General features: G+C 42.2%; 15 protein-coding genes. 5 read left to right on the top strand and 10 right to left on the bottom strand.

Annotated features, from left to right (window positions below; translation table 11 throughout):
- Window positions 1-32: 32 nt before the first annotated feature.
- The 4 genes from RT269_RS20285 to RT269_RS20300 all read right to left on the bottom strand — a co-directional run bounded on the left by RT269_RS20285 (window position 33) and on the right by RT269_RS20300 (window position 4,092).
- Window positions 33-917 (bottom strand): carbohydrate ABC transporter permease, encoded by an 885-nt coding sequence (locus RT269_RS20285; RefSeq protein ID WP_313185322.1) that lies wholly within the window; start codon window positions 915-917, stop codon window positions 33-35.
- Window positions 918-996: 79 nt separating this feature from the next.
- The gene (locus RT269_RS20290) at window positions 997-2,367 is read right to left on the bottom strand and encodes an ABC transporter substrate-binding protein (RefSeq protein ID WP_313185324.1); all 1,371 of its coding nucleotides are present in this window, start codon (window positions 2,365-2,367) and stop codon (window positions 997-999) included.
- 31 nt (window positions 2,368-2,398) lie between these two features.
- A complete protein-coding gene (locus tag RT269_RS20295) occupies window positions 2,399-2,581 on the bottom strand; it encodes a hypothetical protein (protein WP_313185326.1) in 183 nt (60 codons plus the stop codon).
- Window positions 2,582-3,051: 470 nt separating this feature from the next.
- Entirely contained in the window at window positions 3,052-4,092 is a 1,041-nt protein-coding gene (locus RT269_RS20300; RefSeq protein WP_313185327.1) for a LacI family DNA-binding transcriptional regulator, read from the bottom strand.
- Window positions 4,093-4,313: 221 nt separating this feature from the next.
- On the opposite strand from RT269_RS20300, the gene RT269_RS20305 reads away from it, so the two are divergent.
- Window positions 4,314-5,195, top strand: a complete 882-nt coding sequence (locus RT269_RS20305) for an aldose 1-epimerase family protein (protein ID WP_313185328.1) — start codon at window positions 4,314-4,316, stop codon at window positions 5,193-5,195.
- A 179-nt stretch (window positions 5,196-5,374) separates the two neighbouring features.
- On the opposite strand, the gene RT269_RS20310 is transcribed toward RT269_RS20305, so the two are convergent.
- Window positions 5,375-5,896: a LytR/AlgR family response regulator transcription factor gene (locus RT269_RS20310; protein ID WP_313185329.1), complete on the bottom strand. Its 522-nt coding sequence runs from the start codon at window positions 5,894-5,896 to the stop codon at window positions 5,375-5,377.
- Between the two features lie 181 nt (window positions 5,897-6,077).
- Here RT269_RS20310 and RT269_RS20315 point away from each other — a divergent pair, with 181 nt between their 5' ends.
- Together RT269_RS20315 and RT269_RS20320 are read left to right on the top strand one after the other, a co-directional pair.
- Window positions 6,078-6,281: a hypothetical protein gene (locus RT269_RS20315; RefSeq protein ID WP_313185330.1), complete on the top strand. Its 204-nt coding sequence runs from the start codon at window positions 6,078-6,080 to the stop codon at window positions 6,279-6,281.
- Window positions 6,282-6,646: 365 nt separating this feature from the next.
- Window positions 6,647-7,435: a hypothetical protein gene (locus RT269_RS20320; protein ID WP_313185331.1), complete on the top strand. Its 789-nt coding sequence runs from the start codon at window positions 6,647-6,649 to the stop codon at window positions 7,433-7,435.
- A 367-nt stretch (window positions 7,436-7,802) separates the two neighbouring features.
- Here the strand turns inward: RT269_RS20320 and RT269_RS20325 are convergent, their stop codons facing one another.
- The 3 genes from RT269_RS20325 to uxuA all read right to left on the bottom strand — a co-directional run bounded on the left by RT269_RS20325 (window position 7,803) and on the right by uxuA (window position 12,042).
- Window positions 7,803-9,842 carry a methyl-accepting chemotaxis protein gene (locus tag RT269_RS20325; protein ID WP_313185332.1) on the bottom strand — a complete coding sequence of 680 codons (2,040 nt, stop codon included), beginning with the start codon at window positions 9,840-9,842 and terminating at the stop codon, window positions 7,803-7,805.
- Between the two features lie 279 nt (window positions 9,843-10,121).
- Window positions 10,122-10,970, bottom strand: a complete 849-nt coding sequence (locus RT269_RS20330) for an SDR family oxidoreductase (RefSeq protein ID WP_313185334.1) — start codon at window positions 10,968-10,970, stop codon at window positions 10,122-10,124.
- Between the two features lie 16 nt (window positions 10,971-10,986).
- A complete protein-coding gene (gene uxuA, locus RT269_RS20335; protein WP_313185335.1) occupies window positions 10,987-12,042 on the bottom strand; it encodes a mannonate dehydratase in 1,056 nt (351 codons plus the stop codon).
- Window positions 12,043-12,267: 225 nt separating this feature from the next.
- Between uxuA and RT269_RS20340 the strand changes: the two genes are divergently transcribed.
- The gene (locus tag RT269_RS20340; protein WP_313185336.1) at window positions 12,268-13,146 is read left to right on the top strand and encodes an AraC family transcriptional regulator; all 879 of its coding nucleotides are present in this window, start codon (window positions 12,268-12,270) and stop codon (window positions 13,144-13,146) included.
- Between the two features lie 17 nt (window positions 13,147-13,163).
- Here RT269_RS20340 and RT269_RS20345 read toward each other — a convergent pair whose 3' ends face one another.
- Together RT269_RS20345 and RT269_RS20350 are read right to left on the bottom strand one after the other, a co-directional pair.
- Entirely contained in the window at window positions 13,164-13,457 is a 294-nt protein-coding gene (locus RT269_RS20345; protein WP_313185339.1) for a branched-chain amino acid transporter permease, read from the bottom strand.
- 38 nt (window positions 13,458-13,495) lie between these two features.
- Window positions 13,496-14,203 (bottom strand): AzlC family ABC transporter permease, encoded by a 708-nt coding sequence (locus RT269_RS20350; protein WP_313185337.1) that lies wholly within the window; start codon window positions 14,201-14,203, stop codon window positions 13,496-13,498.
- Between the two features lie 103 nt (window positions 14,204-14,306).
- On the opposite strand from RT269_RS20350, the gene RT269_RS20355 reads away from it, so the two are divergent.
- Entirely contained in the window at window positions 14,307-15,218 is a 912-nt protein-coding gene (locus tag RT269_RS20355) for a radical SAM protein (protein WP_313185338.1), read from the top strand.
- Window positions 15,219-15,947 lie beyond the last annotated feature (729 nt).

The raw sequence follows: 15,947 nt of genomic DNA on the forward strand, positions 1-15,947 counted from the left end.
CCTGCATGATTGCTGTATTTCTTTCGTTCATATCATTCCCTCCCTTCTTCAAATGTACCGGTGATCTTCAGTTGAATGATATTTACCAGCATAACAACTAACAAAAGAATAAGGCCTACCGCACAGGCATAACCCAGGGCCCTCTTTTCTACCCCCTGCCTGTAAAGGTATCCGACGATGGTAAGACCGATGTTATTAGGGGAGTTATTCCCCTTAAACAGCATATTGCTTTCAAGAAACATGGAAAGGCCCGCATAGATACTGATCGTAAGGACATAAACCGTAGTAGGCTTGACCAGCGGAACGGATATTTTAAAAAACTGCTGCCATTTGGAGGCTCCGTCAATGGCAGCTGCCTCATATAGGTCAGAAGGAATGCTCTGAAGGCCTGAAAGGAAGTATAAGATATTCACCCCGGTCCATCTCCAGCAGGCTAAAAGCAGAAGGGCAAAATAACTGGTTCCCGCACCCTTCAGCCATTTTATTGGGGCTGCTCCGAAAAAGCCCAGCACCTGGTTAAAAAGAGAGGTGGATGACTCCCCGAACATAAGACGGAAAATTGTACCTGCGACCACAACAGAAGTAAGCGCAGGTATGAAATAGACAGATTTAAAAAAGTCTGCCTTTTTCATTAATCTGCTGTTTAACAAGGTTGCAAACAGCATTGGAAAAGGAATCAGAAGGATCAGCGTTCCTGCCATATACTTAAAGCTGTTCTGCAATGCTTTCATAAATATTTTATCAGACAGCAGCCGCGTATAATTGTCAAATCCAACCCATTGCTCTTTTAATACATCCTGAAAGCTTAAAAGCACCCCATTGCAGATGGGCACCAGCCAGAACAACAATACCGTGATCACAAACGGGCAGATAAATACATAAGGAGCTATCTTTTTCGAGTAAAAGAATTTCTTCATTTCGCATACCCCTTTTCTCATAGGAACTCATTTACCGGCTGCAGAAGATATGCCATCCTCCTGCAGCCCGCAGCCTATCCTATTCTTTAAATTCATTATTCAGGGTTTCCTGGGAGGATTGAAGAGCCTCTGTCACATCCACCCCATCTTCAAAAATACTGTTTAAAGTCACATTGCAGAATTCATTGTTGATGGAGGGATATTTTTCATTCGTATAAGCCCGTAAGGATCCAATGCTGTCCTTTGTTTTAAGCAGGGTATCAAAGGGATAATTGGTAAAATACTGGACAAACTGGTTATCCGGGTTCTGTGTCAGGGAGGGATCAGACCATACCGCAGTATTGACCGGATCAAAACCCAGCACATTCCACACTTCCTTGTTGGCCTCCTCGGAAAGCTTGATATAAGCCATCACTTCCGCAGCAAGCTGTGCATGTTTTCCTGATTTTACAATGGCAGTACCCGTACCGCCTCCGCCGATGGTGGCTACCTCTTTGTCGCTTTCGTTCCATACCGGTACCGTGGCAATGGCTACCTGCTTCTTTAAGTCCTTCATATAATTAACGTATCTGGAAGTCTGCCAGAACGGCATAATCTGTACGGCATAATCTCCTGAGTTATAGAACGGATATGCTTCTTCGTTATCCGGCTGCCCGCCTGGAATCGTTGCAAATGCGCCGGTTTCCTGCATTCCCTTTATGTATTCCAGCACTTCCGCCATTTCCTTGCTTGCCAGATTGAGTTTCCCGTTTTCATCAACATAGTCCCCGCCTTTCTGAGCCAGCATCAGATTGACCATCCACTGGGCGGAGGTTTCCACACATGCGAAATATTTTCCGGTAGTTTCATGGTACTTTACACCTGCTTCCTTAAACTGATCCCAGGTCTTAATATCTTCGTATTTTATTCCTGCATCACTTAACAGCTTTTCATTGTAAAATGCTACCGTTGTCCCTACATGGGTCGGAAATCCGTATTCCTTCCCGTCTTTCGTGTAAATATCCAGCCTCGATTTTACGATATTCTTCCTGTAAGGTTCGACCGCATCATTAAGCTCCATGAGGCCGATCTTTCCTGTCATAAATGCAGGGAACTTGCCAAGCTCGATATCCACAATATCCGGCGCCCCTTCCCCTGATTCCAGCGCAAGGGACAGTTTATTGTGCATGTCATCATAGGGCATATTGCTCAGCACCAGCTTCACCTTTTTATCCGGATGAGCCTCGTTCCACTTCTCCGCCATTGCTACATAGAAGTTCTGATGCAGTTCAATAAAGGTCCACACGTTCAAGGTAGTCACATCATTACCGCCTACCTCCATCTCCTTTTTCCCTGCCGAAGATACGCCTTTGGTGGTTTCCCCGGAAACTCCCTTGTCGCTGTTGCATCCAGTGATCATGGATGCTGCCATAGCTACACACAGCAGCCCGGCTAATACCCGCTTTTTCATGATAAATCCTCCTTTTTATTATCCTGCTTTATCAAATCAGATGATACCATCTGTATGACTCCCACCGGATGAGCTCTTTTATCCATACCATCATCTTTCCTGCTCTCCGGATCCCCCATTTCCTGTATGAAACTGCTTTCTCCACCTGCTGGTCAATCGGATATCCGCAATCCGCTTCGCTGCTTGATAAGATTAAATCGTTTAATCTACCCATTGATAAGTTGTCATCACTTCCTTCACAGGCATTATTTGCCTATTCCATGTTTTATCATTGACTGGAACCATTTTCCGAGGAATATTCACCAACTTTTTTATCCGGCATGGTTGCTTCAATTTCTGCAATTTATATTAAACGTTTAATCAAAAAAATAAGATGAAAGGTGATTTGTCCATAAATAATCACCCTTAAATTCATGTAATTTCATACTAGCACATGGGTTTTATTCTGTAAAGTACTTTTGCACAATTTTGTAAATATTTAAATCGTTTAATTATGTAACTTTTACTTATTTTTTTGTTGTAAAATGTAGAACAATATCATTTTACCTGGTTTCCCCTTACACTCATCTGAAAACAGCCGATATCAGGCAGCTCATGCTCCATTGTCACTACAAAAAAAGGAACATTTACACGGCCTGTCCCATGTAATATGTTCCTTTTTGTAATTTGATTTATAAACTGGTTCTATTCAATACTCTTTATCGATTTACGGATCAGAAGCCTGCATCCCACGGAGCAGACGTTTTCGGCGTCAGTTTCCAGCTCCTGCCCATTTATAAGGCCAATGACCAGTTCACTGGCTTTGTGCCCGATATCATGAAGAGGCAGCCTTACGGTGGTAAGAGGGGGCCGGTAATACCCTGATAACTCCCGGTCATCGTATCCTGCCACCGATAAGTCGGCACCCACGTTCATGCCCAGCTCCTCCAGGCGGTCATACACCCCTCCTGCCATTAAGTCATTCATACAGAAGATGGCAGTCACTTCCTTTTCAAGGAGCTGGCAGGCACACCGGTACCCGGATTCTCTGGTCCAGTCCCCTTCTATCACAAGGCCTGGATCGTATAAAATCCTGTTTTGAAAAAGAGCTTGCTGATATCCCACCAGTCTGGCTTGTGCATGAAGGCTGTCCGGCTTTCCTGTAATCACCCCGACTCTCTTATGGCCGTGGTTCAGAAGATACTGCATGATTTCAGCAGCGCCATGAACATCATCCACCACAACAGAAGGCACCTTCATACTTTTGGAATATCCGTAAGCCATTACGGCAGGGATCGGCAGCGTATCAGGGATACACCGGATGACCCGTTCATGGGCAGCCACATATATGATCCCTTCCACCTGTTTTTCCATCAGCTTTTTTATCTCAAGCCCCACCTGCCCATAATAGTCGTCCCGGTTATAATAAGTATCATCGTATTTTTTAAACAGCCTAAGATTTGTCAGAAGTATCTGGTAATCCAGCTCCTGGCAATAGTCCGTAATGCCGTCGATGACGTCTGGGATGCTGAATATGGTCATATCCTCCGCAATGACCCCAATGCTTCTCGTCTTTTGCAGCTTTAAGTTCTTAGCAACAACGTTAGGGGTATAATCCAGCTTTTCAGCCATTTCTAAAACCAGTTTTCTGGTTTTAGCACTTGCACCAGGTTTGTTGTTTAATATATTTGAAACTGTGGCCACTGATACACCGCAGCATTTTGCCAATTCCTTTATGGTTGCCATCGCCTGCCTCCAGAACCTTTTGATTTAATTAACTCAGATTTTTATGTAATTGTCAATAGGACAGGAGAAAATATTAAACGTTTCAGTTAATAACCTCTTTTTTCTTATGTTTTTTTCACAAACTCATGGAAGTTTCTTTTATTATTTAGTATACTTATCATAAAGCAAGTCTGGCTATTTAAGGTTAAAAACAACCGAACAAAGAAACGAGGTAAATTAAAATGCTGGTTACACTTCACGATTCCAAAGCAACGGCTGTCATCGATTCCATCGGTGCCCAGCTCATTTCATTCAAAGATTCTGCCGGCACAGAATACATATGGCAGAGAGATCCCCAGTTCTGGAGCAAATGCTCTCCTCTTCTTTTTCCCATTGTGGGAAACTGCCGCAACGGCCGGACCATTCTGGAAGGCCAGACATGGGAAATCCCTAAGCACGGTTTTTGCCGGGAAATGGATTTTTCCGCCGCTGACCAGACAAGCACTTCCGTGACCTTCGAAATCCGGGATACAGAAGAAACAAAGAAGATTTATCCCTATTCCTTCCGTTTAAGTCTTGTCTATACTCTCACAGATGGTACCATATTCATGGAATACCGGGTGACAAACACCGATGATAGGTCCATACACTACTGTCTGGGCGCTCATCCTGGCTTTAACTGCCCTATGGAGGATAACGCCGTATTTGAGGATTATGATCTGGTGTTTGAAAAGGAGGAAACCATATCCAGCATGGTATATGATTCCGAACATCTGGAATTTGATCTTGGAAACCGGATCGATCAGTTAAATAAAAGCCGCTCCCTTTCTTTAACCCGTGAATTATTTAAAGATGACGCCATCTATTTTGATGATTTACAGTCCAGAAAAGTTTCAATTGTAAACAGAAATACCGGCCGGGGTGTGGAAGTTTCCTATCCAGGCTTTGAAACTGTAGCTTTCTGGACGCCATATCCTGCGAAAGCGCCCTTCGTCTGTGTGGAGCCGTGGAATGGTTCTGCAATCTATACAACGGAAGATGACGAATTCATCCATAAGAACCATGTGCAGACCTTAAGTCCTGGAAATACAAAAAGCTATGGCCTTTCCATAGGGGTTCTTTAACCATAAGAAGACAGGCAGCGATATCGGCTGATTTTCGCTGCCTGTCCTGATGTTACAGATGATAGAAATGTGCTTAGATGTGAACTGCCGATTAATGAAATATACAATACCATGGACTTTGACCCAAAGCAAGACGGTTTGCACTTTTTAACCTAATTATTGCGTTTTTTTAAATATCTTTAAAAAATCATACAATGATCTTTCAGGAAGTCCCTGTAACTCTTTTCAAACTTCTTTCTTCTCCCGCCATTTACATACAGAACCTCTCCGTTCTGCATCTCAACTGCTTCTCCTTTTACACTCCTTATATATTGCATATTGATGATGTTATGCCTGTTGATTCTGACAAACCGGTCTTTTGGAAGCTTTTCTTCCTCTTCATCAAGCCTTGCCCGGATCCGCATCCTGCCGCTGCCTGCTACCACGCTGGTTTTTCGGTAATAGGATTCCAGATAAAGAATATCCGTGATATCCAGAATGCAGTACTGGCCGTTAAAGAACACAGAATATTTTGCCTGGTATAAGGTGATATTCCCTTTTGGACTAATTACGATCATATCATACAAGGCACGTTCCAACGTGGAAAGACGTCCTTCCTTTATAGAAAAATAATCAATCTGCAGGCGGTTGTTCTGCCTGCAGGGACAGGCCTTTTTTAATCCCGGCGTCTGTTCTTCATTTGTAAAAATGGCAATCCTCATTTCCAGTTCCCCCCTGTAATCAATCATTTCTCTTGGACAATGCTGTCCGGCATCTTATATAACGATTTTCAATAAAATTTATAACGCAAAAAAGAGATCACCCAGGCAACGAATAATTACGCTGTTTTTCCTCAAACTAAAAGAAACAGTATCTTTAAGACTGCCGAAAGGAGAAAATGATATGAAATCAGAAAAAAAAGAAACGAAAAAAGGAAAGACAGAATCAACAACTTCTAAGAATAATTATGACATCGATATTCAGACTTGTTCCACCATGGACTGTACGGGACTTATTCCCGCGGCTCCGCAGTCGGAAGCTGAACTGGAAGCATATGAAGATCTTTATCCCTACATGCCCCGTGCAAAGAATGTAGATAAAGAATGAGAAAATGAGTCAAGAAATAAGAAGACCTATAAGGCCTTCCGTCATAAGTCAGTATCTGATTGGAAATATGACGCAGTGTAAAAGCTATGCCTTTAATAATTTTTACAAATATACTACGGTTTAATAATAATGGAGCAAAAATCGACAAGGCTGGATGAAATTTAAATATTTCATTCAGTTTTTTCATTTTCAAGAAAATCAGCCAGTTTATCGAGGTGGTTCTATAGCCAATACAATTTACTTGAAATAATTACTCACAGCATGGTACAATAATGCTTAAGAAAATATGGAATATAAATGATGGCAGACAGTCATTTCAAGATAGAGAAAGCGTATGGTACCAGGCGTGAAAGGGGGGTGCTCATTTGAGCTGGAAATTATGGACGGCATTTTTCTTAGGGGCAATTATGGTTATTGTTCCTATGCGATTATTAGAAATTAATCCTGCAATAACTTATATTACGGCATTTATCACTCTTTTGGGAGGATATTTTTTATGGTGGATAGGGAAAAATAAAGCCCTGACAAATATACTGGAGGAAAAATGTGATCCTTTGAAATTCATTGAAGCTTGTGAAAAGTTCAAGCTTTTTTCAAAGAGGAAAGCTTTTCAAAATTCATGTAACTTAAATATTGCAGTAGGATATATGACAGCAGGGCAATATGACGATTCTAACAAGGTGTTACAGGCAATAGATTTAGATGTGAAAAATAGTGAAATATTTCGATTGGCATATCATTTGGCATGTTTTGCTCAATACATAAATACTGACGAAATGGAAAAAGCAACATTTGAATATGAAAATTATATGAAGGATTTCGGCGGAAAAACGATTACAGCTAATATGAAATATGCCGTTGAAGCATCTATATTAGAATATAATTTCAAGCTTAACAAAAATACGGAAGCTGCAAAATATTACTTAGCACAACTGGATTATCTTTATAGTTCTTATAAGACAAAAATAAGCAAACGGATAAGGTTAAATACTTTATATAACAAAGCCTGTCTTGAACAAGAGATTGGAAATGCTGCCGAAGCAATCAAAAAGTTTAAATTCGTGACTGAAAATGGTAATGGTCTTAAAATTGTTGAACAATCAAGAGTTCAATTGGATCAATTAGAGAATCAATCAATAAACTTTGGTAATTGAATTTGAATGAATAACATTGCTTTTTATAAATCCTGCAATTGCAGCTCAATCATGAAAATGTCTCAAGGCTTTCATGTGAGCTGACTTAATGCAGCTCATGTTAAAACTACAAAAAAAGCTATGCGAGCCTTCCTTCGCATTTTTTCTGCTATTTATTATTTTATTACTTTTACACACTATTTTTGACTATTTGCGAACTTCCCTATAAGGGGCAAGTAAAAAAGCAAGCGTATCACCTGTTAAGATCGATACGCTTGCTTTTAACATTTCACTTGGCAATAATCCATAAGCAGTCTGGTTTTCTTATACTGTCTCGTGCAGGACTACCTAAATAGCTTTCTTTATTTTCTTATATCATCGGCAAATTTTAACGAAGCCGGAATCTGCTCATCAATTCCCGTAAACCTTCCGCCTGACCAGAAAGTTCCTCGCTGGCAGCAGCACTTTCCTCTGCGGTAGCAGAGTTATTCTGAACTACGGAAGAAATCTGCTCAATTCCGTAAGTTACCTGAGTAACCTTTTCACTTTGCTCTTTCAGTTCCTCTGCGGATCTGCGAATGGCGGAAACCATGTTTTTGGTTTCTGAAAGAACACCGTTTAAAGTTTCCCCTGTAGATGCTGCAATACCGGTTCCCGTATTAACGGCTGCAATGGTATCTGCAACCAGACTGGAGGTATCCTTTGCTGCGTTGGCACTCTTGCCTGCCAGATTGCGGACCTCATCTGCAACAACTGCAAAGCCTTTTCCGGCCTCGCCTGCCCTGGCTGCCTCTACAGCGGCATTAAGCGCAAGAATGTTTGTCTGGAAGGCAATGTCTTCGATAAGCTTATTGACCTTCTCAATTTCCTTGGATTTTTTATTGATCTGATCCATGGACTGCATCATTTCATGCATCTGGGCATTGCCGCTTTCCATGGCTTCTCCAACCCGTCCTGCCTGCTTATTTACATCTTCTACAGCCTTAGCCGTGCTCATAAGGCTGGTGGATATCTCATTTACAGAGGAAGATAACTCTTCCACAGAAGCTGCCTGTTCCACAGCACCCTGGCTTAAATTCTGCGCTCCCTGAGACACCTGAGAACTGCCCTTTGCTACTTCATCTGCAGAGATACTGATGGTATCCATGGTTTTTGAAAGTAAGTCTTCTGCAATTTCAATGGATTGCTGAATCACCTTAAAATCTCCCTGGAATTCCATCCCAACGGACCGGCTGAAATCTCCGGAAGCGATATTTTCCAATACAGCTGCGATTTCAGTGATATAGGATTTCACACTATGTACGGAACTGGTGATTTCATCGGCAAGCTGGCCGATCTCATCCCTGCGATTTACAACCGGAACTTCACTGGACAAATCTCCTTCTGTAAAGAGTTTCATTCTTGCTGCAATGGCTGATACCGGACCTGCAATGGAGCCTGCAAACCAGAATGCCAGGAAACAACCGATCACGATCGATACAATGGCAAATACGCTCATTGCAAAAACTACTAAGTAGATGGAAACGGTGGTTTCCTTAACCGATGCTGCCACACCCAGAGCCCAGCCGTCACTGCCTGTTACCGGGCTGTAATAGCAAAAACGGTTATCTCCATTGTATTCGTAATTACCAGTTCCCGATTTTCCACCCAACATAGTCTGGAACATACGGCCTACAGAGGCATAAGATTTATCGGACTTTGCCAGCTCGATAAAGTTCTGGCGGTTATGAACCAGATCCGGTGTTATATTGGCAATCATGGTTCCTGTATTGTCAATAATGAAGGCATTGCCGCTTTCTCCAATCCGAAGGTCACTGATCAGATCGCTTAAAACAGAGCCATTATAAGTTCCCAAAAGAACTCCATATTCATAAGGAGCCGCAACGCGGATCACAAGTTCGTTGTTGTTATCATATTCCGTGGTAGAAATGGTGGTCTCACCACTTAAGGCTTTTTCCAGATAACCTGTGACTTCGTATTTCTCACCAATATTCTGTCCGCTTGCGCTGCGGGTAATGGTACCATCCATACTGATTACTTCAAGTTCTTTGTATCCGTAAAGCTTGCACTGGTTGGAAAGGTACTCCGTCACAACCCTGGAATTTATGGATTTCAAGCTTCCACCCTGTGAGCTGGCCTCAATGCTTAGTTTCATCTGATTTAAGTTCTGTACTACCAGACTGTTCACAAGTTTACCCGTTGATTCCAAATCATTTTTCACAACATCTGTAATCCCTTTGTAACTGACTGTAATACTGATCACCATGTTGGTCACAGCCAATCCCAAAATAATTGCGATAATGAATGCCATCATCTTCATCTTCAATGATTTCAGGAATGTACTCTTACTTCCGTTTTTTTCCGGCTTCACTTTCTTCGTCCCTAGTAATGCTTTCAGGTTTCGTTTCTTTTCCCCCGATGTCTTCATTGCCCTATGCTCCTCGTCTCGTCTTTGGTAATTGTAAACCATAACACTTTGTTCATGGTTTTATCCATTATACAATATTTTGTAACCATTTGTCAACGCTTCCAGAAAATGGAAGAGAATTTTGTCGAATTTTCTTTAAAAAGAAAATATAACTGGGTGTATTTTCTATTTTCTACTGTGAAAAATTCATTAAAAAACAGCCCCTTCCCGGTTTGAGTGCTGCTCACTGCAATCCCATGGAAGAGGCTGATATGTTTAATTTTCTTATAATATGCCGGATTATACGCCGGAATAAGCTGAGAATCCGCCGTCAATAGGCAGAACCACGCCGGTGATGAAGCCTGCTGCCGCATGATTCAAAAAGAATAACAGGGCACCATTTAATTCCTCTGCTTCTCCAAAACGTCCCATGGGAGTTGCAGACAGAATCTTGTTGGTTCTCGGTGTGGGAGAACCATCTTCATGAAACAGAAGCTTCTCATTCTGGGCTGTAACGAAAAAACCCGGCGCGATTGCATTCACGCGGATACCGACTTTGGAAAAATGAACGGCAAGCCACTGGGTAAAGTTGCTGATCGCAGCTTTTGCACCGCTGTATGCCGGAATTTTCGTAAGCGGGGTAAAGGCATTCATGGAGGAAATATTCAAAATGCTGCAGCCTTCCCTGCCAATCATATCCTTTGCAAAAATCTGGCATGGAAGCAGAGTTCCAAGGAAGTTTAGGTTGAAAACGAATTCAACGCCTGACTGGTCTAAATCAAAGAAGGTCTTTGTATCCGCCTCAATGTCTCCCATCTCAAAATATTCCTTATCCGTATTGGCTCTTGGGTTATTACCGCCTGCGCCGTTAATCAGGATGTCGCAGGGGCCAAGCTCTGCCAGAACCTTTGCATGAACTTCCTCAAGGCTTGCCCGTTCCAGAACGTTTGCTTTGTAAGCCTTTGCCTTATAGCCTGCCTCATTAATAGAAGCTGCAATTTCCTCTGCAGCACTTTCGTTTAAATCCAGAACCGCAACCTTTGCGCCTGCTTCTGCAAGAGTCTTTGCGAACATGCCGCATAATACTCCGCCTGCTCCTGTTACAACTGCTACCTTACCGCTTAAATCTGTACCAAATGTTAAAGCCATATGATTTCCCTCTTTCCTATTTGCTCGTTTTTTCAATCGCTTCCCAAAGACCATTTAAATAGGTTGCGCCAAGTGCCCGGTCATAAAGTCCGTAACCGGCTCTGCCTGTTTCACCCCAGATCATACGGCCGTGGTCCGGACGCATATAGCCGTCAAAATCATTGTCATGAAGAGCTTTTAAAATGGCAAACATGTCCAGGGAACCGCATGATGATAAATGAGCACGCTCTTCAAAGCCCTGGTTATCTTCCAGAATAGCCACATTTCTTGCATGGACAAAATGAATACGTCCCATAGCTGCATATTTGGCAGCCATCTTCACTACGTCATTTTTATTGGAGCAGCCTAAGGAACCGGTGCAGAGGGTGATTCCATTGTGCTTATCATCTACAAGCTTTAAGAAACGGTCTAAGTTCTCCTCGCAGGTAATGATTCTTGGAAGTCCAAAGATGCTCCAGCATGGGTCATCTTCATGGATCGCCATATTCACGTTACATTCCGCTGCAACAGGAATGATCGCCTCTAAGAAATATTTTAAATTATCCCAAAGGTCATCCTCTGACATGGAATTGTACTCGCTTACAATCTGCTTAAGCTCATCTCTTGTGTAGCTGGAATCCCAGCCAGGAAGAGTTAAGTCGCTTTCGCTCTCCAGAGGATTCACCTTGTCCACCTGATCCTGATAATAAACCAGAGAGGTAGAGCCATCCTCCAGCACATGATCCAGCTGGGTCCTGGTCCAGTCAAACACAGGCATAAAGTTATAGCAGATGCACTTGATCCCTGCTTCCGATACCCGCCTGATGTTCTCGCAATAATTTGCAATATACTTGTCTCTGGTCGGCTTTCCTAATTTAATATCCTCATGAACCGGAATGCTCTCAATCACTTCAAAGGCAAGTCCTGCCTTTTCTGTTTCCTCTTTTAAGTGGGCAATGCTTTCTCTGCCCCACACTTCCCCAACGGGAACATCATAAACTGCCGTTACAATGGAATACATGCCTGGTATCTGGCGGATGTTCTGTAAGGTTACCTTGTCATCGTCTCCGTACCATCTGAATGATAATTTCATAAAATACCTCCTTCGCAATCCTATAATAAGTTTCTTTTCCTACCTTGTGGACTCAGTATAAACAAAATGTCTCCTTATTACCATGGATTTATTTGCCGTTCACATTGCAAAACTTGCGGTCATGGCCTATAATACAACTGAAACCGTACATCTGATGATCGAAAGTGCTCTTTACTTCCGATACGATTATAAAGGCATGAGAAAAATAGGAAAGGGGATTATCAAATGAGAAAAGAATTGTCCACCGGCTTTAATGAGCGGCAGTATATGAATTCAGGGGAATTTGAAGTGTTTTTTTATAAAGATCTGGACTTGAATCATGTAGTGGACCACAGCCATTCCTATTATGAAGTGTATTTTTTCTTAAATGGAGATGTGACTTATGATGTGGAAGGGAAACAGTATCCTTTGCAGTACGGGGATTACTTGCTCATACCTCCCGAGGTAAAGCATCACCCCATATTCCATTCCACCGGAAATACCTATCAGAGGATTGTTTTATGGATCAGCCGGAACTATTATGAGACCATGTGTACCTGGTCAGAAGACTTTTCATACAGTTTTCGTTATGTATCAGAGAATAAGCATTACCATTTCCGCAGGGATTTTGTCACATTTCAGAATATTCAGGGACGTCTCCTGGACCTTTTGGAAGAAATCCACGGAAATAAGGCATTCCATAAGCTGAACTCAGAGCTGCAGATCCATTCCTTTATGCTCCTGTTGAACCGGATCACTTATGATATGCTCCATCAGGTACCTGCTGCCTATGAAAATGTTCTTTATCTTAACCTTTGTGATTATATTAACAACCACTTGGGAGAAAATCTCTCCCTGGACCATCTGGCATCCTTTTTTTATACCAGCAAATATCACATTTCCCATGTATTTAAGGATAACATGGGGATTTCCCTTCACCAGTACATCCTGAAAAAGCGGCTGCAGGCCAGTAAAAACGGGATCCTCTCCGGCATCCCTTTTGGAGAACTGTACCATCAGTACGGCTTTTCAGACTATACCAGCTTTTACAGGGCCTTTAAAAAAGAATTCGGCCTTTCCCCCAAAGAATTCCGGGAGCAGGCCGTTCTGCCAAAAGGATATTGATACCGCCTCATGTTACATTATGGGAATACACACTGAATGAGTGCCATATAAAGAATCGTTCCTGCACCAATGCTTAAAAGGGAATTCCCCTTCCACAAATGAAGCCCTGTAATGGCGCCAATGGAGATAAGCTCTGGAAGCCCATGAGGATAAGAAAGGAATTGAAGCCCCCTTAAACAGTAGACCACCAAAAGCCCAATGGTGGCATAGGGAAGAGTCCGCCCCAGATAGAGAATATATTTGGGAGTCTCTTTCCCTGCCGGGAATAAAAGGAATGGAAGAAAACGGGTGATCACGGTAGCAAGCACCATGGCTCCTGCGATCAGGCTGTAAACTGCTATATTATCGTTCAAGACTGTTCCTCCCTTTTCTTCTCCATGAAATAACCTGCTGTAATAATGATCAGAATGAGGATCATGGCCGGGACAATGAAAACACTCTGGCCAAAGACCGCCACGCAAAGGGCAGAGGAACACACGCCCACACATGCGGCCTGGTGTCCTTTTCCTGATTTCCACTGGTCGATAAAGATCACCACAAAAAGAGCCGTCAGCGCAAAGTCCATTCCAGCCGTGCTAAAGGTTATCATGGTTCCGGCTAATGCACCGATCACAGCTCCTGTCACCCAGTAAAGCTGATCCAGGACCGATACAAAAAAATATACCCAGTATTTCGGAAGTCCATCAGGCGGCTCCTCATTACACAGAACGGAAAATGTTTCATCCGTCAGAGAAAATATCAGATATGGCTTTAACTTCCCTGCATCCTTATATTTGTCCAGCATGGAAAGCCCGTAAAATAAATGTCTGGCATTGAGCATCAAGGACATAAAAAAGGCGTACCATGGATTCACTGCCGCCACAAAAAATGTGATTCCAAGGTACTGCAGGCTTCCGGCATAGACAAATACACTGATGAGCAAGGCCCACCAGATCCCATACCCGTTGACATTCATAAGTATCCCGTAGGCTGCTCCTAAAACCAGATAACCGGCCATCACCGGCATTGTCCTGGGAAATGCATAGCAAAGAGCAGCAAGCTTTTTCTTTTTACTCATTGGCACCGTTCCTTTGTATATCATCTTTGTCTTGCAATTATTCCGTATTTTGTTTAATATATTAATGCACAAAAGTGACTTTGTCAATATTAGGAGTTTATCAATGAACCTTGACCATATCTATGAATCCTGCAGCCTCTGTCCCAGAAACTGCAAGGTAAACCGCCATGTGAGTACCGGTTTTTGCGGCTGCGGCGTTACCATAAAAGCAGCCCGGGCCGCACTCCACCACTGGGAGGAGCCATGCATCAGCGGAAGCCGGGGAAGCGGTACCGTATTTTTTTCCGGCTGTACCCTGGGCTGCTGCTTTTGTCAGAATTATGCCATCAGCCAGGAGAATTTCGGAAAGGAAATTACAAGTAAAGAACTTGCCCAGATTTTCTTAAGGCTTCAGGAGGAAAGCGCCCACAACATTAATCTGGTCACAGCCACTCAGTATCTCCCCTCGGTTTTAAAGGCCCTGGATCTTACAAAACAAAAGCTTTCTATTCCTGTGATTTATAACTGCGGTGGATATGAATCAGAAGATATCATAAAGGAGCTGTCCTCATACATCGATGTGTGGCTTCCTGATTTAAAATATTTCAGTTCTGAACTTTCCTCACGCTACAGCAAAGCTTCTGATTATTTTGATGCTGCTTCAAAGGCTGTCAAACAGATGATTCGCCAGACCGGGGCTCCTCAGTTTAATTCCGATGGGACCCTTATGAAAAAGGGGGTCATCATACGCCATATGGTGCTTCCAGGCGCTAAGGAAGATTCTATCCGCCTTCTTCACTGGATGAAGGATGAACTTCCGGAAGGAATGTATTACATCAGCCTTTTGAGCCAGTATACCCCATTCTACCGGAGCGAAAGTTTTCCGGAAATCAACCGGAGAATTACTTCTTATGAATACGGAAAAGTGGTTGATGAAGCCATCAGACTTGGGTTGGATCAGGGATTTATGCAGGAAAAAAGCAGCGCAAAAGAAGAATACACGCCGCCCTTTGATTTGGAAGGGATCTTTCTATAAAAACAAATAGAAACGGATACCGATTTAGAACTTCCATCCATCGATACCCGTTTCTATATTACTTCATCCATTGGTCTTGATACCTCGTTTCTCTCTCATGTCTGTTTCCTTGTACTTGGTACATGTTTTTCAGCATGATCTATGTTAATTTTTCCGCTCTCCGTTGTTATACGCCAGATTCATGGGCTTTCCTCTTTTACTTAACTGTTTCTCTCCTTATGTATCCTAAAATTTCTTAAGTTGGACCATTTGAATCTAATACAGTCTTTCCTTCTCATGAATTCTCTCTTTTTCATGAATGACTTATCATTGCTTCAAAGATTGGCTTTTAACATCGGCAGATTGGTTTTCCTTTTGCTTCATTTATAATATAAACGAAGCATGACTGCTCTTTCTGGTGGACTGTACCTCCTTCTTTTAGATTTGACTTTCTTTATTTAAACTCCTTTTGTTATGGTTTTATTATAACGTACAGGCCTTCTTTTGTCAATACTTTTTAACATATTTTTATATATTAATTGTTAATTTTCAAATTGTATATAATTATTTAGAATTTATATACGATTTTATAATATTATTAAAAAATATACAATTGCTTTTCTTCAAATATTATATACTTTTTGTATGTCTGCACAAAAAGAAACAGAGTTAAATATCTGTTCCATTTAACTCTGTTCAGACTGTAGACAAAACGGAGTTAGGATGCAAATCCTAACTCCATTTTTCTGA

Source organism: Lacrimispora sp., from assembly GCF_032078915.1.
Lineage (GTDB): Bacteria > Bacillota > Clostridia > Lachnospirales > Lachnospiraceae > Lacrimispora.